Raw genomic sequence first — 18,577 nt, 5'->3', positions numbered from 1 at the left:
CCGAGAAAACGATACGGCGTAGAGGGCGAATGACGAAGACGACAATGGCGCTGCGCATGGGCATCGCGATGCTGGTGCTCGGCGCGAGCCTGGACGTGCACGGCGCGCACGCGAAGAGCTCGGTCGATTGCGGGAAGCTCGACGCAGTCGCGAGCGGCCCGGACGACAACTTCCGACCGCCGACGTCCGGCACGGTCGTCGGGGCGGGGCGTGCGTATTTCTACTCGGCGCCCGACGCGCAGTGCGTCACGAAGCGGACCTTCATCGTCCCTGGCGATTCGGTGACCGTCTACAAGTCGCACGGGCGCTGGTACAACGTCATGTACGTGAACGGCAAGACCGGCGACGACGTCGAAGGATGGATCGAGCAGGGCCGCGTGCACCTCGACGGTCAATACGGCGCGCAGTAGTCGCCGTCGGCGGCGCCGCTACACCGTCGCCGACGCGAAATCCCGCGTCAGGTGCGCCGCGCGCATGGGTCGCTGATACAGATAGCCCTGCGCGTACTGGATCCCCACCGCATGCAGCGCGCGATGCTGCGCTTCCGTCTCCACGCCTTCCGCGATGATCTTCAGGCCATAGTGATGCGCGACGGCGGCGATCCCCTCGATCAGCCTCGCGCTGCCGTGGTCCAGTTGCGAGACGAACTGTCGGTCGATCTTCACGTAGTCGAACGGAAAGCGCGACAGCATGTCGAGATTGCTGTGATGCGTGCCGAAATCGTCGATCGCGAACTTCGCGCCTTTCGACCGCAGCGCCTGGAAGATCTCGGTGGTGCGCGCGTTCTTCTCGAGCAGGATGCGCTCGGTGACTTCGAGCACCAGCGTGAAGCCGGGCGGCAGCGCGCGGATCGCTTCCTCGACGACGGCCACGAAGCGCCCGCGCTCGAGGTCCTGCGGCGCAACGTTCACGGCGATGCGCAGCGGCGCGGACGGCGTCAGCGCGGTCAGCTCCGACACGGCGGTGCGCAGCACGAATTCGGTGACCTTCGGCAGCACGGTGCTCGACTCCACCTGCGGGATGAACACGGCCGGGCTGATGGCCCCCCACTTCGGATGGTGCCAGCGCAGCAACGCTTCGACGCCGACCGTCCTGCGCGTCTGCACGTCGACGATCGGCTGGTACACGACATGGAATTCGTTGCGCCGGAGCGCGTGGCGCACGGCCTTCAGCAACAGCCGCCGCGGCGCCATCGCGAGCAGGTACGCGGCCATCACGAGGCTGTCGGCCAGCAGCACGATCGTCGCGCAGATCAGCCGGTAGTGGCGCTGGACCTGTGACGCGTAGTGCGCCGAGGCGACGACCGACACCGTGAACGGCCAGTGCTGCGAAGCAATCGTGCTGCCGCCCGCGGGGCCTGCGTCCGTTTCCGGCGTGAACTTCCCGTGCTGATCGAGACGGCCCGAACCGGCGATCGACAGCACGGCCGTCGCCGGTTCATTGCCGGTGCCGTGGGCGAGCGCGTCGGCCACGTAGTCGCCTTCGATCAGGTACAGGACGCCCGCGCCGCGCGCGGTGGCGCGAAACGCGGACAGCACCGGAATGTCGTGCTGGAACGGCGTCTGGCGCAGCAGCGTGACGACCGTCGATCCCGGTTCGGGTTCGCGTGCATAGGCGGCGAGCGGCAGGTCGATCGAACCGAGCGCAGACGAGCACATGACGCGCCCGTCGTTCACCAGCGCGACCGCACGCAAATAACGCAGGCGAGTGCCCACTTCGGCCAGCGTCCGGAACACCGTCGCACAGGGCCGCCCGACGAGTGCGGTCAGCTCGTCCGCGTGCCGAAGGCGAACGCCGTCCAGGATGCGGTCCACGGAGGTCACGATGTCGTTTGCCACGACGCGCTCGTGCGCGGTGACGGCATCGCGCGCGTAGCGGTCGGCCAGCACGATTGCAAACGCGGGGACGAGCACGCAGATGATCGCGGCGGCGAGAAACACGACGCGAGGCCACGCGCCGCTGCGCTGGAAAACGGGTTTCGAGCCGCGGGGGCGTGCCCACGGTCCTGCGGTCGCCTTTGGTGTTGTACGCATGGCGCGGCAAATCGAACCGGTCGATGTGCAAACGGCGCGCATGCCGCATGCCTGATTCGGGCCATGCGGCTCGCGCGCCGGTTTCGGGACGCCGGTCGAGTCGGCCGTTGCGACGGGCATCGGCACGAGCCTGTCGCGATCGGCCATCTATCCGGCAGCATTCCGTAATAACATGCTCGCATCGAGCATGTATATGGACGCAGCGTACCGAAAAAAGCCCCGGCCGCACAGTGTGTGCAGCCGGGACGAAAGACACCGTCTCTTGGCACGAGGATGGTGCGCGGCAAGTATAAGATGCGGCGCGCCATCGCGAAATATTGTTGTCTAAATATTGATGAGATTTCGCGATTGTGTCTCAAAAAGAAACATTTTCATGTGGTGCCGTTGTCGGCCGACTGCCGCCGGCGTGTCAAAACCGGAGCGTTGCGATGGAGAAAATGCCGCCCCCGGTCATCGTGACCGACGGCGCCGCCGCGGCGGACGGTGGTTCACTGTGGATTCGGATCTCGGTGGACGGAGCTGCTCGCGACTATTCGCTCGATCGCGCGCTCGCGTCGCGCGGTACGCCGCGTTACGACAGCATCCGCGGCGCGCATGGCGTGCTGTCGAACGAAGAACGGCAGGAATTGCGGGTGCTGCTGGAACGCATTGCCGACCCCGGGATGTGGGCCGGCATCGTCGGCGCGTTCATCCAGGTGCTGAACCGCCCCGACGCATCATGAACGATGCGGTGCCGACGGCGATTCAGAAATCGTTGCGCATCTTGTGGAGCAGGCCGCTGGGCGACTGGTGCGTGTCCACGGCGGTGAGGACATCGGTCAGGAACCACGGCAGGTTCAGTTGCGTGTCGGAATCGCCGACGCAGACGCGGATCGGCGGCGCGCTGGAGGGGGAGCGGGCGCCTTGCGACGCATCCCGCGACGGCACGCAATTCTTTGCGTATGCCTGAGTCGGGGCCGCCGAGGCGGCGCCGGATGGCGCGCCGGCGATAGCCGGCACGCCGATGGTGGCAAACAGGGTCAGGACGGCGGCAAGCGCGACGCGTTTCATGAGAGTCCTCCGACGATGCTCGTTCGACCGACCGAGCCGCCGCGAGTTCGTTGGCGCGAGATGCCGGCCGGCCGCACCGCTGCAGGCTGCGGCGCTGCGCTTCACTTCACTTCACTGATACCCGTAACACTGCTTCAGCCCCGCGTAGTCGTAGAAGTGGCTGCCCGGTGCGATCTTCGCGCCGTCGCACGCGGCCTGGAAATCCGTCTCGCGCTCGTTGTACAGCATCTTCACGATGATCCGCGACCCGTTGCGATAGACGTCCCACTGCATGTTCGCGGCCATCGGCGACACCTGGTCGCCGCGCCACGGGTTGTTCGCATACGTGTACGTCTGTGCCTGTGGTGTCGGCACGAACACGTTCTTCAGATTCATGATCGACGCGAACGGAATCACGATCTCCGCATGCGTGAAGCGCAGCTTCGCGGCGTGCGTCAGGTCCCCGCGCGCGATTGCGTCGACTTCGCCGAAGAAGTCGTCCTGCAGCACCTTCGCCATCCGGTACGTCACCGGGTTCGCTTCCTGGATGCCGGGCCCTTTCTGATAGTAGTCCTCGGCATCCTGCAGATACGCGAGATACTGCGCCTGCTCGGCGCCGATGTACTTCTCCATCGTGACGCCGCCGGTTTCCGCGGTCATGGCGGGCGCAACCTGCAACAGGTTGTACAGCACGTTCACCGCGTCGACGGCCGTCGCGATCTTCGTCTTGCCGTCGCCCTTCAGCGTGTTGGTGAATTTGCCGTCCGACGACGTGAACGCATAGGTGCCGGTGTTCGCGAACGTGTAGCCGTCGGAGCCGAGCTTCGCGATGAAGGCCGGCGACACGAGTGCGGACAGCACCGTCTGCGCGACGTCGGCCGCCTGCGGCGCGGCCTTGATCGCCTTCAGCTTCGCGGCCACCGTCGCGTCGTTTGCATAGGCCTGGTACGCCTGGCTCGCCTGATAGGTCGCGTAGTACGGATCGCTCGTGTCGGTCACGAGATCAGTGGCCGGCTTCAGCGAGTGGAAATACAGCAGGAAACGGTTGGTGCCGGCCGGCTGCGCGACCGGTGCGCTCGCCGGATAGCCGGCCGGCGCGGCCGGCAGCGTGATGGCCGGCGCCAGTGCCGGCTGCGCGGCGACGAGCGCCGCCGAGAAATACGTCGAACTGTCGACCGCGCGATCCTGGCCCGAGTTGACGACGACCACCTGCCGGTTGCCCGTCGCGAACAGCGCGGGCAGCCGCTGCGCGAGACGCGCGGCGAGTTGCTGATGTTCGCGGATGCCGGTTTGAGTCAGGTTGCCGTAACCGGGTGTCGAGATGCCCTGCACGCCGTAGCCGAGCAGCGCATTGGCCTTCATCATCGCGTACGTGTCGGCCTTGAGCTGCGCGCCGAGCGTGGTCAGCGCGCCGTCGGCCTCGGCCTTGGCCAGCATCGCGTAGATCGCACCGTCGTACTTGAAGCCCGACAGCCCGCGCGAGCCGTGACGTGCGACGAGTTCGGTATAGACCGGCGCGTAGCCGGCCGGCGGCGCTTCGTACGTTGCGGCGTCCTGCTGCGGGCGGTACGGCGTCTTCGTCTGGTAGTAGGTCGCGGGTGCCGGGGCCGGCGCGGGCTCAGGCATGGGCTGCGGCGCGGGCGCCGTGCCGTTGTTGTCGGCCGACGTGGCAGGCGGCGTCGAGTCATCCCCGCCGCAAGCGGCGAGCAACAGGCAGGCAATCGTGAGAGCGGCGGCGGTGCGGATCGGGCGTGTCATCGTGGCGGGCAACGGACGGGACGATGCGCATGCGCGTCGTCCCGTCGCCGGGGGAAAGTGGTCGAGCCCCGCAGTGTTGCAAGCGACTTTGACAGCAGAATGTCAGGATGCGGTCGGGCAATCGTCGGATTGCCGCCGGATCGACGACGATGGCCGGCTCGAGCCGGCCCGGGCGCTGGCGTTCAGTGCAGCCCGGCCGATGCGATCGAGCGCACCGTGTCGGTGATGTTCACACAGCGCGACAACCCGAAATGCTCGGCTTCGCGGCGTTCCGGTTCGCTGCTCGCGACGCCGACCGCGCGCTCCCGCGGCACGCCGAGCGCCTGCAGCGCGACATCGAACGGATGCCGATTCGATCGGGAGTCCTGTTGATCGGTGTCCGTGACGACGACCGAGAAGCGGTCGAGGTTCGCGCGGCCGAACTGGCCTTCGAACATGTCGTTGAGCCGCGCGGCCGGCAGCGTCGTGACGAGGCCGAGCCGATATCCTTCTTCCGATGCCCGGTCCAGCCAACGGAGGATCGCGTCGCGTTGATGGCGCGACTCGCGCGAATCCGGCGTTGCTTCGATCTGCGCGAATGCTGCGTCGAGACGGGTGACGATGGCTTCGATGACCACGGTGATTCCTTTTCAGAAACGTGATGATCCGTTCGCCGACGGGAATGCCACACACCTTAGCGTCGATGCGGAAAACGCGACCAATCAATATTTATAGCCGACTCATACGATTCGACTTATGAATGGGGTGGCGGGCCAGAGCGGGCGCGGGATCCGCGTCGCACGGCATTTCACGCACGAATTGCATCGCATCGACGGCTTCGATGCGATGCACCGGCGTGGCGCACATTCGGGCTGCATCGCGCATATCCATATGGAAAAACGGCATATCGGACGATGCGCGCCCGATATGCCGCGCTGCGAGGCTGCGTGCGAACGGCGACGATCAATGCAGCTTGATCGACGGCTGGTTGCGGCTTTGCAGCCAGTGGCTCAGCGACTGGAACAGCGCGCGCTTGATGCCGACCACGCTGAACAGGTGCTTGCGATACAGGAACTTGTACAGCCCGATCGCCGCCAGCCCGTCGACGATCAGCGAGCGCGAGCGCATGCCGATATCCGCCTGATACACGGCGCCCGCATGCCCGAGCGACACGACGGTGCCCGCATCGCGGAACGTGAAGCCGGGCACCGGCTTGCCGGCGACGCGGCGTGCGAATGCGTCGACCAGATACACGGCCTGCTGGTACGCGACCTGCGCACGCGGCGGCAGGAACCCGCCTGCACCGGTCGACGGGCACGCGGCGCAGTCGCCGAACGCGTACACGTGCGGATCGTCGGGCGTCTGCAGCGTGTCGGTCACGATCACCTGGTTCGACCGGTTGAGCGCGATGTCGCCGATGTCCCGCAGCATCGCGGGGCCGGCGACGCCGGCTGCCCAGATCGTGATGTCGCTCGCGAGGCGTTCGCCGGTTGCGGTCGTCACGGCATCCGCGCCGACTTCCGCCACGCGCGTATCGGTCAGCACGTCCACGTTCAGCGCGCGAAGCTGCGCGTGCATCTTGCCGGACAGCCGTTCGTCGAGCGCCGGCAGGATGCGCGGGCCGCCTTCGATCAGCCGGATATGCACGTCGCGCGCGGACACCAGCGCCTTGAAGCGATACGTCGTCAGTTGCTGGACCGCATGCCGCAGCGCGGCGGCCAGCTCGACGCCCGTTGCGCCCGCACCGATCACGTTGATGCAGATCGGCGCGCCGCGCCGTGCCGGCTGCTGCTCGGCCAGGTGATTCGCCTTCGTGCAGGCAGCAAGGAACTTTCGGCGGAAATCCTCGGCCTGGTCGAGGTTTTCGAGCGGCAGCGCATGATGCGCGGCGCCCGGCACGTTGAAGTAGTTCGTCACGCTGCCGACCGCCAGCACGAGATCGTCGTAGTCGAGCACGCGTTGCGGCAGGATTTCCGTGCCGTCCGCATCCTGCACGGCCGCGATCGTCGCCGTGCGCGCCGCGCGATCGACCCGCTGCAGCGCCCCCTGCACGAAGCGAAAGCCGTGGCGCTTCGCCTGCGCCGCGTATTCGATCGTGTGGGAAGCCGGATCGCGATGGCCCGATGCGGCTTCGTGCAGCAGCGGCTTCCAGAAATGCGTCGGATAGCGGTCGACGAGCACGACCTCGGCCTGCCCGCGGCGTCCGACCGTATCGCCGAGACGCGTCGCGAGCTGCAGGCCGCCGGCGCCGCCGCCGACGATCACGATGCGCGGCAGGCGCGGTGCGCGGTCCGTTGCAAGGTTGGGCGTGGTGTAGTCCATGTTCGGCTCCCGCTGAATGACGATTCGGATGACATTGCTCAGGAACCGACGATATAGTTTCGAACCCACTCGAACAATTTAATGTTTATAAGCAACTCATATGTATTCACTTATAGGAAAGACCGCGACGTTCCGGCAGTTGAAGGCGCTGGACATGATTGCGCGGCTCGGCAGCGTGTCGCGCGCGGCCGAGGAACTGAACCTGACGCAGCCGGCCGTGTCGCTGCAGGTTCGGCTGCTCGAGGAGGCCGTGGGCGCCGCGTTGCTGCAGCGAGTGGGGCGCGGCGTGCAACTGACCGCGGCCGGCGAGATCGTGGCGCGCTACGCGCGCGAGATCCTGCATCTGTGGAGCGAGGCCGGCGACGAAGTGGCCGCGCTGACGGGCGATCTCGGCGGCACGTTGCGGATCGGCGCGATCACGACGGCCGAATACCTGATCCCACCGCTGCTCGTCAAATTCACTGCCACGCGTCCGCACGTGAAGACGTATTTCAAGGTCGGTAATCGCGACGACATCATCCGCATGCTCGCGACGCATGAAATCGATCTCGCGGTGATGGGCAGCGCACCGAAGGAATTGCGTACGCATGCGGTCGAGTTCGCGAAGCATCCGATGGTGTTCGTCGCGGCGCCCGACCATCCGCTGATGCGGCGCAAGCGCGTCGCGCTGAAGGATCTCGAATCCGCGCACCTGCTCGTGCGCGAACGCGGCGCCGGCACGCGCTCGACCGTCGAGAGCCTGTTCAAGAACGCGGGCCACCGCTTTCATGTGGGCTCCGAACTGTCGAGCAACGAGGCGATCAAGCAGATGGCCGAAGCCGGGCTCGGCGTCGCGTTCCTGTCGTTGCACGCGTGTGCGCTCGAACTGCGCACGGGGCTGCTTGGGCAACTGCCGTTTCCGGGCAACCCGATCGAGCGCGAATGGTATGTGGTGACCCTCGCCGACCGGCGCATCTCGCAGGTGACGGGGTTGTTTCGCGATTTCCTGATCAAGCAGGGTGCGCCGGTGATCGACGGCGCGACGGTGGCGCCGCACGAGCGGCGGCGCAAGTAGGCGGCCGCAAGTAGGTGACGCAAGTAGGCGGGGTGTCGACCGGTCGGTCAGACGAGCCCGAAATCGTCGTTGCTGTCGGGAATCGACGCGAGCAGCCGTTCGAGCCGGTACCAGCCGACGATGCGCAGGCACCACGCGGCGATGGCCGGGCGGCCGTGGCGTGGGTGGGGGCCGGCTGAAGGGCGGGCGGCGCAGGGCGAGCGCGCGACGAACGCCGCGCGTTGCGGGCAGTAATGGGGCATGACGGGCTCCGTAGGTGTCGGATGAGCCGATCGTAAGCGGGGCGGCGCCCGTCGGCGCGCACGCAAGGATCGTCCCGAGCAGAAACGGATGATCTTTTTGTGCTCGATGCGCAGACGGCCGGGCACGGCCGGCACGCCGGCGCGAAACGCGTCACAATGCGCATTCGTCACCCGATCTGGTGGAGACCCTCGATGAGCGATCCGATTCTTGCCGCGCCGACGGACAACGGCGTCCCGGTCAGCCTGCGCTCCAGCCGCGGGCTCGGCTGGCAGGGCTTCGGCGCGTCGCTGCTGGAGATCCGCGCGGGCACGTACCGGATTCCGGCAGCCGAGCATCACCGGATCGGCGTGCACATCGGCGCGCCGGTGCGGGCGGATTGCGTATGCGACGGCGAGCGCGTGTCGCGTATCCAGGCGCACGGCGACGTCGACGTGATTCCGGCCGGCCTGCCCGGCCAGTGGACCGACAGCGCCGACTGCCGGATTCTGCACATCGCGCTCAGCGACACCTTCGTGCGGCGCACGGTCGAGCAGCTCGAACTGAAGCCGTTGCACGCGCAGATTCGCCGGCGGCTGCAGGTGCGCGACCCGCGGCTGCAGCACATCGCATGGGCGATGGCCGCCGAACTCGAAGCGGAAGACGCATCGGATCCGCTCTATGCGGAAAGCCTGTGCACGGCGCTCGTCGCGCGGCTGGTCGACGGCCAGCCCGCGTTTCGCGAACGCCGGCGCACGCTCGCGCCGAAGGCCGCTGCGCGCGTGATCGACTATGTCGAAGCGAATCTCGATCGGCGCATGACACTGGCCGAGCTCGCGGCGCTCGTGTCGATCAGCGTGCCGCATTTCAAGGTACTGTTCCGCGAAACGCTCGGGATGCCCGTGCATCAATACGTCGTGCGGCGGCGGGTGGAGCGCGCGAAGGCGCTGCTGCTCGAAGGGAGGCTCAGCATCAGCCAGATCGCGCTGGAAGCCGGGTTCGCGCATCAGAGTCACATGGCGAACTGGATGAACCGCGTGCTCGGCGCGACGCCGACGGAGATTGCGCGGTCGGGCGCGCGGGGCGGGTTGCGGCTGGCCTATGACGGCGAGGATGGAGGCAGGGACGCATAACGGAACAGCGATGCACGGGCGTTTCGTTCGATCCGACGGCAATTGTCCGACAGGGTGTCGGACAATTGCCGCGTTCGCTTCTCCGGCGCCCACGAGCGCTGTCGAAGCGCGACGCGTCGGATGTGAGCGGCGGTTCGTTTCAGGTGGGTTGTGCCTCGTGATCGGCAGATCGCCCGACGCGACGCGATCGGTGTCGCATCGAGCAGCGCATGGCCACGGCTGTTCATCCCGCCATCCTTTCCTGCTCGATTCATCCGTCCGTGCGCGCCACCCGGGCCGCGCATGCCGACAATCGCAGCACTTCCATCCCCCAAGGAGCGAATCGTGTTCGTGATCTTCGGCGCATCCGGCAACGTCGGCCAGTCGACCGTGACGACCTTGCGCAACGCAGGCCATTCCGTGCGCGCGGTGCTGCGCGACGCACGCCATCGTGAACGCTTCGTGCAACTCGGCTGCGATGTCGCGATCGCGGACCTGACGGACGCGCACGCGATCGCCGCGGCGATCGACGGCGCGCAGGCCGTGCAGATGCTGTGTCCGGTGCCGGTTGCCGATCCCGATCCGGCCGCGACGATGACGCGGACGATCGACGCGGCGACCGCCGCGCTCGCAGCGAATCCGCCGCCGGCGCTGCTCGCGTTGTCGGACTACGGTGCGGAGCTTGAAGGCAATACGGGTATCACGCGCTTGTTCCATGACTTCGAGGAGCGACTGAAGACGATTCCGACGCAGTTGACGCTGCTGCGCTCGGCCGAGCATGTGCAGAACTGGGCGCGCGTGCTGCCGGTCGCGCTGGGCACCGGCGTGCTGCCGAGCTTCCACCATCCGGTCGACAAGGTGTTTCCGACGGTCTGGGCGCCCGACGTGGGCGTCGTCGCGGCGCGGCTGCTGCTCGATGCGCCGGAAGGCCGTGGCGGGCCGCGTATCGTCAGCGTCGAAGGGCCGCGGCGGGTGAGCGTGACGGCGATCGCGGATACGTTGGGCGCGGCCGCGGGCCGTGCGATCGTCGCGCACGAACTGCCGCGCGACACGTGGAGCGCGACGCTGCTGCGCGCCGGGCTCGGCGAACGCCATGCGCAGCTGATCGTCGATTTGTACGACGTGCACAACGCGGGGCGGATCGACGTCGAGGCCGACGTGTCGGAGCGGGTGTACGGTACGACGCCGCTGGAGGAGGCCCTCGCGCAACTGGTGCGCCGGCATGCGCGTTGAGCGAAGCGTCGGCGCGCGGCGTGTCACGCAGGCCGTCGCACCCTGTTCAACACCGCATACGACAGGGATCCGATCACGATCCCCCAGAACGCGGACCCGAGCCCGAGCCACGTCATTCCCGACGCGGTCGCGAGGAACGTGATCACCGACGCTTCGCGATGGTTCTCGTCCTCGAAGATCCCGTGCACGTTCGCGCCGATCGCGCCGATCAGCGCGAGCCCCGCCAGAATCGCGACGAACGCCTTCGGCAGTGCGAAGAACACCGTGACGATCGTGCCGGCGAAGAGGCCGCCGATCAGGTAGAACGCGCCGTTCGCGAGCCCGGCGACGTACCGTCGTTCCGCGTCCTCGTGCGCGTCCTTGCCGGTGCACAGCGCCGCGGTAATCGCCGCGACGACGATCGTGATCCCGCCGAAGCACGCGACGACCAGCGACATCACGCTGGTCGCCGTAATGATCGGGCGCGCCGGCGTGCGATAGCCGGACACGCGCAAAATCGTCATCCCCGGCAGGAACTGGCCGGTGAGGCTGACGACGACGAGCGGCAGCGCCAGGCTGAGCGTCGTGCCGAGCGTCCACTCGGGGGCGATGAAGATCGGCCGCGCGAGGCTCGGCGACACGTTGCCGAGATGCGTCATCCCGAGCAGCGTCGCGAGCGCGGCGCCCGTCAGCAGCACGAGCACGATGCTGTAGCGCGGCAGCAGGCGCCTGAAGATCACGTAGGCCGCGATCATCCCGAACGCGAGCGCGGGCTGCGCGGACGCGGCCGAGAACGCATGCATGCCGAACGGCAGCAGGATGCCGGCCATCATCCCGCAGGCGATGCCGCGCGGGATGTGGCGCACCAGCCGGTCGAAATAGCCGGAGACGCCGATCGCCAGGATGATCAGCGCAGCCGTGATGTACGCGCCGACGGCCTGATTGAGCGTCAGTTGCGGAAACAGGCCGACGAGCAGCGCGGTGCCGGGCGCCGACCACGCGGTGACGACCGGCACCTTCAGCTTCCAGCTGGCGACGAGGCCCGACACGCCCGCGCCGATCGAGATCGCCCAGACCCATGACGACACCATGTCGTTGGACGCGTGCGCGGCCTGCGACGCCTGGAAGAAGATCGCGAGCGGGCCTGCATAGGAAATCAGGACCGCAAGAAAACCCGCGGTGATCGCGGAAACGGACCAGTCGTGGCCGAGCGTGCGGATCGCGCCGGGTGGGGTGTTCGGTTGCATCGTCGTCGGGGAATGCGGCGCGCGGCCGGGCGGCGGAGCCGGGGCGAATGATGGTTGGAAGCCCGGATGAGCCGCCATTCTGGACATTGCCGACGCAATTGGCAATTCGGGCGCGGCCGAGCGGCATTGTCGGCATTTCGTAAGAATTGGCGCGCAAGCCCGGAGGGTCGACAGCGCGTGCCGGGCGACGTCACGTGCTGATCTGCAACACCTCGTCGACCACCGCCACTTTGATCCCGCTGCCCGTCGACAGCGACGCCGTGCCCTCGCCGAACGGATGCACGGGCGGATCGGTCGGCGTCCACGCATGGCGTGCGAGCAGTTCGCGATAGCCGCCGCGGATCACGAAGCCCCCGCATTTACGCGCGTAGGCGTCGCGTCGCATCCGGTACGCGCGCGGCAGGTCGTACCACGGCAGCTTCGGCAGGTCGTGATGGACGAGGTGATAGTTGTTGTTCAGGTACAGCAGCCGCATCGCGAACCCGGCTTCGTTGATCGCGATGCGCGCCTTCGGATGCGGTGCGGCGCGATGCTCGTACAGCGAGCGGATCATCGCGAGCGACAGCGCGGGCCATGTCACGAGCAGCAGGTAGTACCACCACGGCACGCCGATCGCGCAGTGCAGCCACGCGAGCAGCGCCGCCACGCACGCAGCATGCGTCGCCCACATCGGCAGATAACGGAAGTCGCCGCGCCGGAACGCGGCGAACGCCTCGCCGAACGTCGCGGCGATGGCCAGCGGCGGCCCGACGACGATTCGTCCGGCGAAAGTCTTGCGCGCGACCGTCAGCGCCCGGCGCCAGCGTGGCAGCCGCGCCCAGCGTGCGCGCGTCACGTAGTTCGTTTCGGGATCGACGCCCGGCACGGTCAGGTCTTCGTCGCGGTGATGGTCGAGGTGCGTGTCGCGATACAGCGTGTACGGATACCAGACGGTCAGCGGCGGATAGCCGAGCAGCTTGTTCACGAACGCGGAACGCGTCGGGTGGCCGTGCAGCAGTTCGTGCTGCAGCGACAGATGCCACGCGCCGAGCAGGATCAGCGGCGGCGTCGCGGCGGCGAGCGACAGGCGCCCGTCGCGCACGAGCAGCAGCACGGCGAGCCAGCCGCCGTAGATGACGACGACCAGCAGCCAGGTCGGCCACTCGGTGCGGGCGGTGAAGCGGGCGTCGAGCGCGGCGATCGCGCGCGCGTGGTCGACGTCGAAATATTCGGCCATGGCGTTGAGGCGGGGTGGATCGGGCAGTGCGGGGAACGAGCGAGGGAACCGGGGCGCTCGGCCCGGGTGCGCTGGTGTCTCGCGGATCACGGTCGACCTGCACGGCGTCGCGCGCGGTGGCGGCGCCGACAGGCATTCGAACGGTACCGGGGCGGCGCGGCAACGCCAACCAATCGATTCGCATTTGCTTATCGTGCCGGCGCCGATAAGCATCGGGGCCGCCGCCGATGCGTAGAATGTCCGCATGAAGCCCTGGATCGCAGTCTTGCCGATGTACAACGTGACGCCGCGCCACACGACCCTGTGGCGCGCGCTGCTGCGCGACGCGCTCGATGGGTTCGCGAACGCGGGCGGGCCCGCCGGCGTCGCGCTGCCCGACGCGCCGTTCGACGACCTGCATGCACTGTGGCGGCGCGACGATCTGCTGCTGTCGCAGACCTGCGGCTATCCGTACCGGATGCTGGGCCTGTGTGATGCCGTGCGATTGGTCGCGACCCCGGCGTTCGACGCGCACGGTTGCGACGGCGCGCGCTACAGCAGCGTGCTGGTCGTGTCGGCGCGCGCGCATGCGGGCGGCGCGACGACGCTCGCCGCATGCCGCGGATTGCGAGCTGCCTTCAACGGCGAGGATTCACACAGCGGGATGAATGCATTCCGGCACGCGATCGCACCGCATGCGCGCGACGGCCGGTTTTTCGGCTCGGTCACGCCGTTCGGTTCGCACCTGAACGTGCTGCGTGCGCTGGCGTCGGGAGAGGCCGATTGCGCGGCGATCGACTGCGTGACGTTCGCGTACGTCCGCGACGCGCTGCCCGGTCTGCTGACGGATATCCGGATCGTCGGCACGACGGCATCCGCGCCGGGATTGCCGTTCATCGCGTCGCGGGCGCTGGCGGACACGCAGGTCGGTGCGTTGCAGGATGCGCTCGATCGCGCGGTCGCGGCCGATGCGGAGCGCGCGCGCGTGCTGAGGCTGAAGGGATTCGACCGGCTGTCGCCGGCCGACTACGACGCGATTGCGCGGTTCGAGCGGGAAGCCGTCGCGCACGGCTATCCCGAACTCGCGTGACGCACGGGGCGCGGCGCCGCCGCGGCCGTCCGCCCCGCGGCCCGCTTACTCCTCGTCCATCAACCGGACCTTGACCCGCTTGCCCTTGATCTTCCCGGCATTGAGCTTGCGCAGCGCGTCGCGCGCGACGCCGCGCTCGATCGCGACATAGGTCGAGAACTCGGTCACGTTGATCTTGCCGATCTGCTTGCCGTCGAACCCGGCGTCGCCGGTCAGTGCGCCGAGCACGTCGCCCGGACGAATCTTGTCCTTGCGGCCGCCGAGAATCTGCAGCGTTTCCATCGGCGGCAGCAGCACGCTGTCGTCCGCCGGCGTCAGTTCGGCGAGCGGATGCCATTCGACATCGCGCTTCTGCGCCTGTTCGATCGCGCCGACGCGGCCCATCTCGTCCATGCTCGCGAGGCTCAGCGCCCAGCCGTCCTGATCCGCGCGGCCCGTGCGACCGATGCGGTGCACGTGCACTTCGGGGTCGGGCGTCACGTCGACGTTGATCACCGCTTCGAGCTGCGCGATGTCGAGCCCGCGCGCGGCGACGTCGGTCGCGACCAGCACCGAGCAGCTGCGGTTCGCGAACTGGATCAGCACCTGGTCGCGCTCGCGCTGATCGAGCTCGCCGTGCAGCGCGAGCGCGTGAAAGCCTTGCGCGTGCAGCACGGCGAGCAGATCGCGGCACTGCTGCTTGGTGTTGCAGAACGCGATCGTGCTCACCGGCCGATAGTGGTTCAGCAACTGGCCGACCGCATGCAGCCGCTCGTCCTCGGTCACTTCATAGAAGCGCTGGCGGATCTTGCTGTCGTCGTGGCGTTCCGCGAGCTTGATTTCCTTCGGATTGCGCAGGAACTGTTGGCTCAGCTTCGCGATGCCGTCCGGATAGGTCGCGGAGAACAGCAGCGTCTGGCGCGTCGTCGGGCACATCCGCGCGACCTTCGCGATGTCGTCGAAGAAGCCCATGTCGAGCATCCGGTCGGCTTCGTCGAGCACCAGCGTAGTCAGCGCGTCGAGCTTCAGGTTGCCGCGATCGAGGTGATCCATGATGCGGCCCGGCGTGCCGACGACGATATGCGCACCGTGCTCGAGGCTCTGCGCCTGCGGACGCATCGGCGTGCCGCCGCACAGCGTCAGCACCTTCACGTTTTCCTCGGCGCGCGCGAGGCGGCGCACTTCCTGCGCGACCTGGTCGGCGAGCTCGCGCGTCGGGCACAGGATCATCGCCTGCACGTCGAAACGGCGCGCATCGAGGCGCGCGAGCAGCGCGAGCGAGAACGCGGCGGTCTTGCCGCTGCCCGTCTTCGCCTGCGCGATCAGGTCCTGGCCGGCCAGCGCGACCGGCAGGCTGGCCGCCTGGATCGGCGTCATGTCGACATAGCCGAGCTGCGCGAGGTTCGCGAGCGTGGCGGGCGTCAGCGGCAGCGCGCTGAACGGCGTGGCGGTCGGTTGGGTCAAGACAGGTCTCCGAGGTAGGGGCGGCCTTCCATCTGCTCGTAGACGACGTTGCCTTCGTCGTCCTCGAAGCGTTCGAGATAGTTGCGGGCGCCGCACAGCGGGCAGCGGAACAGCAGCCCCTGGCCCTCGTCCTTGATGACGACGTCGGACTGCTCCCACTGCGTGCCGCAGCTCTGGTTTCGGCAGGTAAACACGGTCTTTCTCCAGCTGAATTCGGTTGTGCGCCCTTTGTGGGCGGGCGCGGGCGTCGCACGGCCGCGGCGCTCGCGTGCACCCGCGGGCGCGGGGCGGTGCGGACGGAGGCGTAAGGGTGCGACGCTGCGGATGATGGATCGGGAGGGCGATTCGGGATCGCGCGTGCCGCAATTCTAGCGGATACCGCGCGCCACACCGGGCCGGATGCGGCGGAACCGGCGCAATCGGGCGATTTCGCCCGGGGTGTCGCGACCGTGCGGCCGGTGGTGCGCACCGGCCGCCGGCCGCCGGGCGCCGACGCAAAAACGGCCATCCTCCCGGATGGCCGCAGATTGCCGCCTGCCGCTCCGCTCTCCGGAGCGAGGGGGGTGTCCACCCTTCCGGCGAAACAGGCCGGAACGGGCAACGGTCGCCCGTCGGATTCGCGTGGCGTGTCGCGGTTCGGCGCGTTACAGCGCCATGTCGGCGGACGCCTTCGCCGGGCGGGCCGGCGCGGCGCTTGCGCCGGACGGAGCCGGCGCGCCCAGGTCGATCTTCGGCGGCGGCGCGAGTTGCAGCACGTCGCTCGTGTAGGTCCATTCCTCGACGACCTTTGCCGGGCTGTCGTTCAGCTTCGTGCCGTAGCTCGGCACGATCTGGCGGATCTTCTGCTGCCACTCGGGCGTCGCGACCTTGTCCTTGAACACCTTCTGCATCAGGTTCAGCATGATCGGCGCGGCGGTCGATGCGCCCGGCGACGCGCCGAGCAGGCCCGCGATGCTGCCGTCCTTCGAGCTGACGATCTCGGTGCCGAGCTTCAGCACGCCGCCCTTGACCGGGTCGCGCTTGATGATCTGCACGCGCTGGCCGGCCTGCCACAGGCGCCAGTCTTCCTTCTTCGCGTTCGGGAAGTATTCCTTCAGCGCGTTGAAGCGGTCGTCGTCGGACAGCATCAACTGGCCGGCGAGGTACTGCACCAGCGGGAATTCGTCGACGCCCACGCGCATCATCGGCGCGACGTTGTGCAGGTTGGTGCTCTTCGCGAGGTCGAAGTACGAACCGTTCTTCAGGAACTTGGTCGAGAACGTCGCGAACGGCCCGAACAGGATGATCTTCTTGCCGTCGATGATCCGCGTGTCGAGGTGCGGCACCGACATCGGCGGCGAGCCGACCGACGCCTTGCCGTATGCCTTCGCGAGATGCTGCTTCACGACCTCGGGGTTGTCGGTCACGAGGAACGAGCCGCCGACCGGGAACGCGCCGTAGTCCTTCGCTTCGGGGATGCCCGACGCCTGCAGCAGGTGCAGCGCACCGCCGCCCGCGCCGATGAACACGAATTTCGCGTCGACCGCTTGCGGCGGTTCATCCGAGTGCAGCTTGACCCACGACACGTGCCACGTGCCGTCGGCGTTGCGCGAGATCTCGCGTACTTCGCTCGACAACGACAGCGTGAAGTTCGGCTGCGTCTTCAGATAGCCGACGAACTGGCGCGTGATCTCGCCGAAGTTCACGTCGGTGCCGATCGGCGTCCACGTCGCGGCCACCTTCTGGTTGCGATCGCGGCCTTCCATCATCAGCGGCACCCACTGCTTGATCTGGTCGTAGTCTTCCGAATACTGCATCCCGCGGAACAGCGGGCTGACCTGCAGCGCTTCGTAGCGCTTCTTCAGGAAGCGGACGTTGTCGTCGCCCCAGACGAAGCTCATGTGCGGCGTCGAGTTGATGAACGAATGCGGGTTCTTCAGCACGCCCTGTTTCACCTGCCACGCCCAGAACTGGCGCGAGATCTGGAACGACTCGTTGATCTCGATCGCCTTCGAGATGTCGATCTTGCCGTCCGCCTTCTCCGGCGTGTAGTTCAGCTCCGCGAGCGCCGAGTGGCCGGTGCCGGCGTTGTTCCAGCCGTTCGAGCTTTCCAGCGCGACGCCGTCGAGGCGCTCGACCATCGTCATCGACCAGTCGGGCTGGAGTTCGTGCAGCCAGACGCCGAGCGTCGAGCTCATGATGCCGCCGCCCACCAGCAGGACGTCGACCTTCTTCGTGTCGGCGGCGTGCGCGGACGATGTCGCGACGCACAGCGCGAGCGCCGACAGTATTACCCGTAACGTTTTGATCACAGCAGATCCCTTTTTCAACTTGGATGCATCGGTTTGCCATGCCGCCCGGCGCGCGGTTCCCGCGGTTTCGTTACGCCGAAACACGGGTCCGGAGATCCGGACCGCGAATCCGGAACTCCGGATCGACGCTGCTCGCCGTTGCATTTGCGCACGCGAAGCCATTCGGAAGGACACCTTCGGATCGGCTTCCCGCGAACCGGCGAGCGCCTGCGCCGCGACGGTGCGTCACGCGTCCGGGCCGTGGCGGCAAGCCCGAGCGGACGGCGCTTCGGGCCGCGTCGAAAGCGGCCGCGTGCGACGCGTTTTGCCAGGGCGGGACGGCAAGGGGCGCGTAATATAACCGAACTCGGACAACGTGTCGCAGACGCTGAATATCCCTGTTTTTGTGGGGTTTTTCGTGCGTCCGGGTTTCCGGAATGGCGAGGCGGGAAAGCGAGATTTCGCGGGAAGCGCAGGGGCGTCGGGCGGCCGACGTCAATGCTTCGCCGGCGAGGTTGATCGGCTGCGCCGTGCGATGGCTCACGGCGCGATCCCGGTGTTCACGTACAAGAGCGGCAGGAAGGCGCTGCCCGCCAGCGGCAGAATGCAATGCG

17 protein-coding genes are annotated in these 18,577 nt (G+C 67.7%); 6 read left to right on the top strand and 11 right to left on the bottom strand.

The features are described 5' to 3' along the window. Window positions 1-29 precede the first annotated feature (29 nt). On the top strand, window positions 30-410 hold the full coding sequence (locus tag WS96_RS16540) for a hypothetical protein (protein WP_059833861.1): 381 nt from the start codon (window positions 30-32) through the stop codon (window positions 408-410). Between the two features lie 18 nt (window positions 411-428). Here the strand turns inward: WS96_RS16540 and WS96_RS16535 are convergent, their stop codons facing one another. Further along, the gene (locus WS96_RS16535; RefSeq protein WP_059834503.1) at window positions 429-2,033 is read right to left on the bottom strand and encodes an EAL domain-containing protein; all 1,605 of its coding nucleotides are present in this window, start codon (window positions 2,031-2,033) and stop codon (window positions 429-431) included. A gap of 350 nt (window positions 2,034-2,383) precedes the next feature. On the opposite strand from WS96_RS16535, the gene WS96_RS16530 reads away from it, so the two are divergent. Continuing rightward, window positions 2,384-2,755, top strand: coding sequence for a hypothetical protein (locus WS96_RS16530; protein ID WP_230624854.1), 372 nt, complete (start codon window positions 2,384-2,386; stop codon window positions 2,753-2,755). 22 nt (window positions 2,756-2,777) lie between these two features. On the opposite strand, the gene WS96_RS16525 is transcribed toward WS96_RS16530, so the two are convergent. From WS96_RS16525 to WS96_RS16510, 4 genes are all read right to left on the bottom strand, one after another. After that, on the bottom strand, window positions 2,778-3,083 hold the full coding sequence (locus tag WS96_RS16525) for a hypothetical protein (RefSeq protein ID WP_034205704.1): 306 nt from the start codon (window positions 3,081-3,083) through the stop codon (window positions 2,778-2,780). Window positions 3,084-3,194: 111 nt separating this feature from the next. Further along, window positions 3,195-4,820 (bottom strand): histidine-type phosphatase, encoded by a 1,626-nt coding sequence (locus WS96_RS16520; protein WP_059833859.1) that lies wholly within the window; start codon window positions 4,818-4,820, stop codon window positions 3,195-3,197. A 182-nt stretch (window positions 4,821-5,002) separates the two neighbouring features. Further along, on the bottom strand, window positions 5,003-5,437 hold the full coding sequence (locus tag WS96_RS16515) for a phosphatase (protein ID WP_059833857.1): 435 nt from the start codon (window positions 5,435-5,437) through the stop codon (window positions 5,003-5,005). Between the two features lie 325 nt (window positions 5,438-5,762). Continuing rightward, complete coding sequence (locus WS96_RS16510; protein ID WP_059833855.1) at window positions 5,763-7,121, bottom strand: NAD(P)/FAD-dependent oxidoreductase; 1,359 nt, start codon at window positions 7,119-7,121, stop codon at window positions 5,763-5,765. A 100-nt stretch (window positions 7,122-7,221) separates the two neighbouring features. Between WS96_RS16510 and WS96_RS16505 the strand changes: the two genes are divergently transcribed. Further along, entirely contained in the window at window positions 7,222-8,175 is a 954-nt protein-coding gene (locus WS96_RS16505; protein WP_059786465.1) for a LysR family transcriptional regulator, read from the top strand. A 47-nt stretch (window positions 8,176-8,222) separates the two neighbouring features. Here the strand turns inward: WS96_RS16505 and WS96_RS16500 are convergent, their stop codons facing one another. Further along, on the bottom strand, window positions 8,223-8,417 hold the full coding sequence (locus WS96_RS16500) for a hypothetical protein (RefSeq protein ID WP_034205699.1): 195 nt from the start codon (window positions 8,415-8,417) through the stop codon (window positions 8,223-8,225). 192 nt (window positions 8,418-8,609) lie between these two features. On the opposite strand from WS96_RS16500, the gene WS96_RS16495 reads away from it, so the two are divergent. Beyond that, window positions 8,610-9,527 (top strand): AraC family transcriptional regulator, encoded by a 918-nt coding sequence (locus WS96_RS16495; RefSeq protein WP_059833853.1) that lies wholly within the window; start codon window positions 8,610-8,612, stop codon window positions 9,525-9,527. A 324-nt stretch (window positions 9,528-9,851) separates the two neighbouring features. Beyond that, entirely contained in the window at window positions 9,852-10,739 is an 888-nt protein-coding gene (locus WS96_RS16490; protein ID WP_059833851.1) for an NAD(P)H-binding protein, read from the top strand. 23 nt (window positions 10,740-10,762) lie between these two features. Here the strand turns inward: WS96_RS16490 and WS96_RS16485 are convergent, their stop codons facing one another. Both WS96_RS16485 and WS96_RS16480 read right to left on the bottom strand, forming a co-directional pair. Continuing rightward, window positions 10,763-11,965: a benzoate/H(+) symporter BenE family transporter gene (locus WS96_RS16485; protein ID WP_059827745.1), complete on the bottom strand. Its 1,203-nt coding sequence runs from the start codon at window positions 11,963-11,965 to the stop codon at window positions 10,763-10,765. Window positions 11,966-12,155: 190 nt separating this feature from the next. Next, entirely contained in the window at window positions 12,156-13,181 is a 1,026-nt protein-coding gene (locus WS96_RS16480; RefSeq protein ID WP_059833849.1) for a fatty acid desaturase, read from the bottom strand. 244 nt (window positions 13,182-13,425) lie between these two features. Between WS96_RS16480 and WS96_RS16475 the strand changes: the two genes are divergently transcribed. Next, on the top strand, window positions 13,426-14,250 hold the full coding sequence (locus WS96_RS16475; RefSeq protein ID WP_059833847.1) for a phosphate/phosphite/phosphonate ABC transporter substrate-binding protein: 825 nt from the start codon (window positions 13,426-13,428) through the stop codon (window positions 14,248-14,250). A 45-nt stretch (window positions 14,251-14,295) separates the two neighbouring features. On the opposite strand, the gene dbpA is transcribed toward WS96_RS16475, so the two are convergent. The 3 genes from dbpA to mqo form a co-directional block, all read right to left on the bottom strand. Beyond that, the gene (gene dbpA, locus WS96_RS16470; protein WP_059786486.1) at window positions 14,296-15,693 is read right to left on the bottom strand and encodes an ATP-dependent RNA helicase DbpA; all 1,398 of its coding nucleotides are present in this window, start codon (window positions 15,691-15,693) and stop codon (window positions 14,296-14,298) included. Then, entirely contained in the window at window positions 15,690-15,887 is a 198-nt protein-coding gene (locus WS96_RS16465) for a hypothetical protein (RefSeq protein ID WP_006483193.1), read from the bottom strand. Before WS96_RS16465 ends, dbpA begins: the two co-directional genes overlap by 4 nt. Before the next feature lie 450 nt (window positions 15,888-16,337). After that, the gene (gene mqo / locus WS96_RS16460; RefSeq protein WP_059833845.1) at window positions 16,338-17,984 is read right to left on the bottom strand and encodes a malate dehydrogenase (quinone); all 1,647 of its coding nucleotides are present in this window, start codon (window positions 17,982-17,984) and stop codon (window positions 16,338-16,340) included. Between the last annotated feature and the right edge of the window lie 593 nt (window positions 17,985-18,577).

The sequence above is a fragment of the Burkholderia sp. MSMB1835 genome, assembly GCF_001526365.1.
In the GTDB taxonomy this organism is placed as follows: domain Bacteria; phylum Pseudomonadota; class Gammaproteobacteria; order Burkholderiales; family Burkholderiaceae; genus Burkholderia.
The sequence above is the reverse complement of the archived record's forward strand: the minus strand, read 5'-3'. Positions and strand labels throughout refer to the sequence as shown.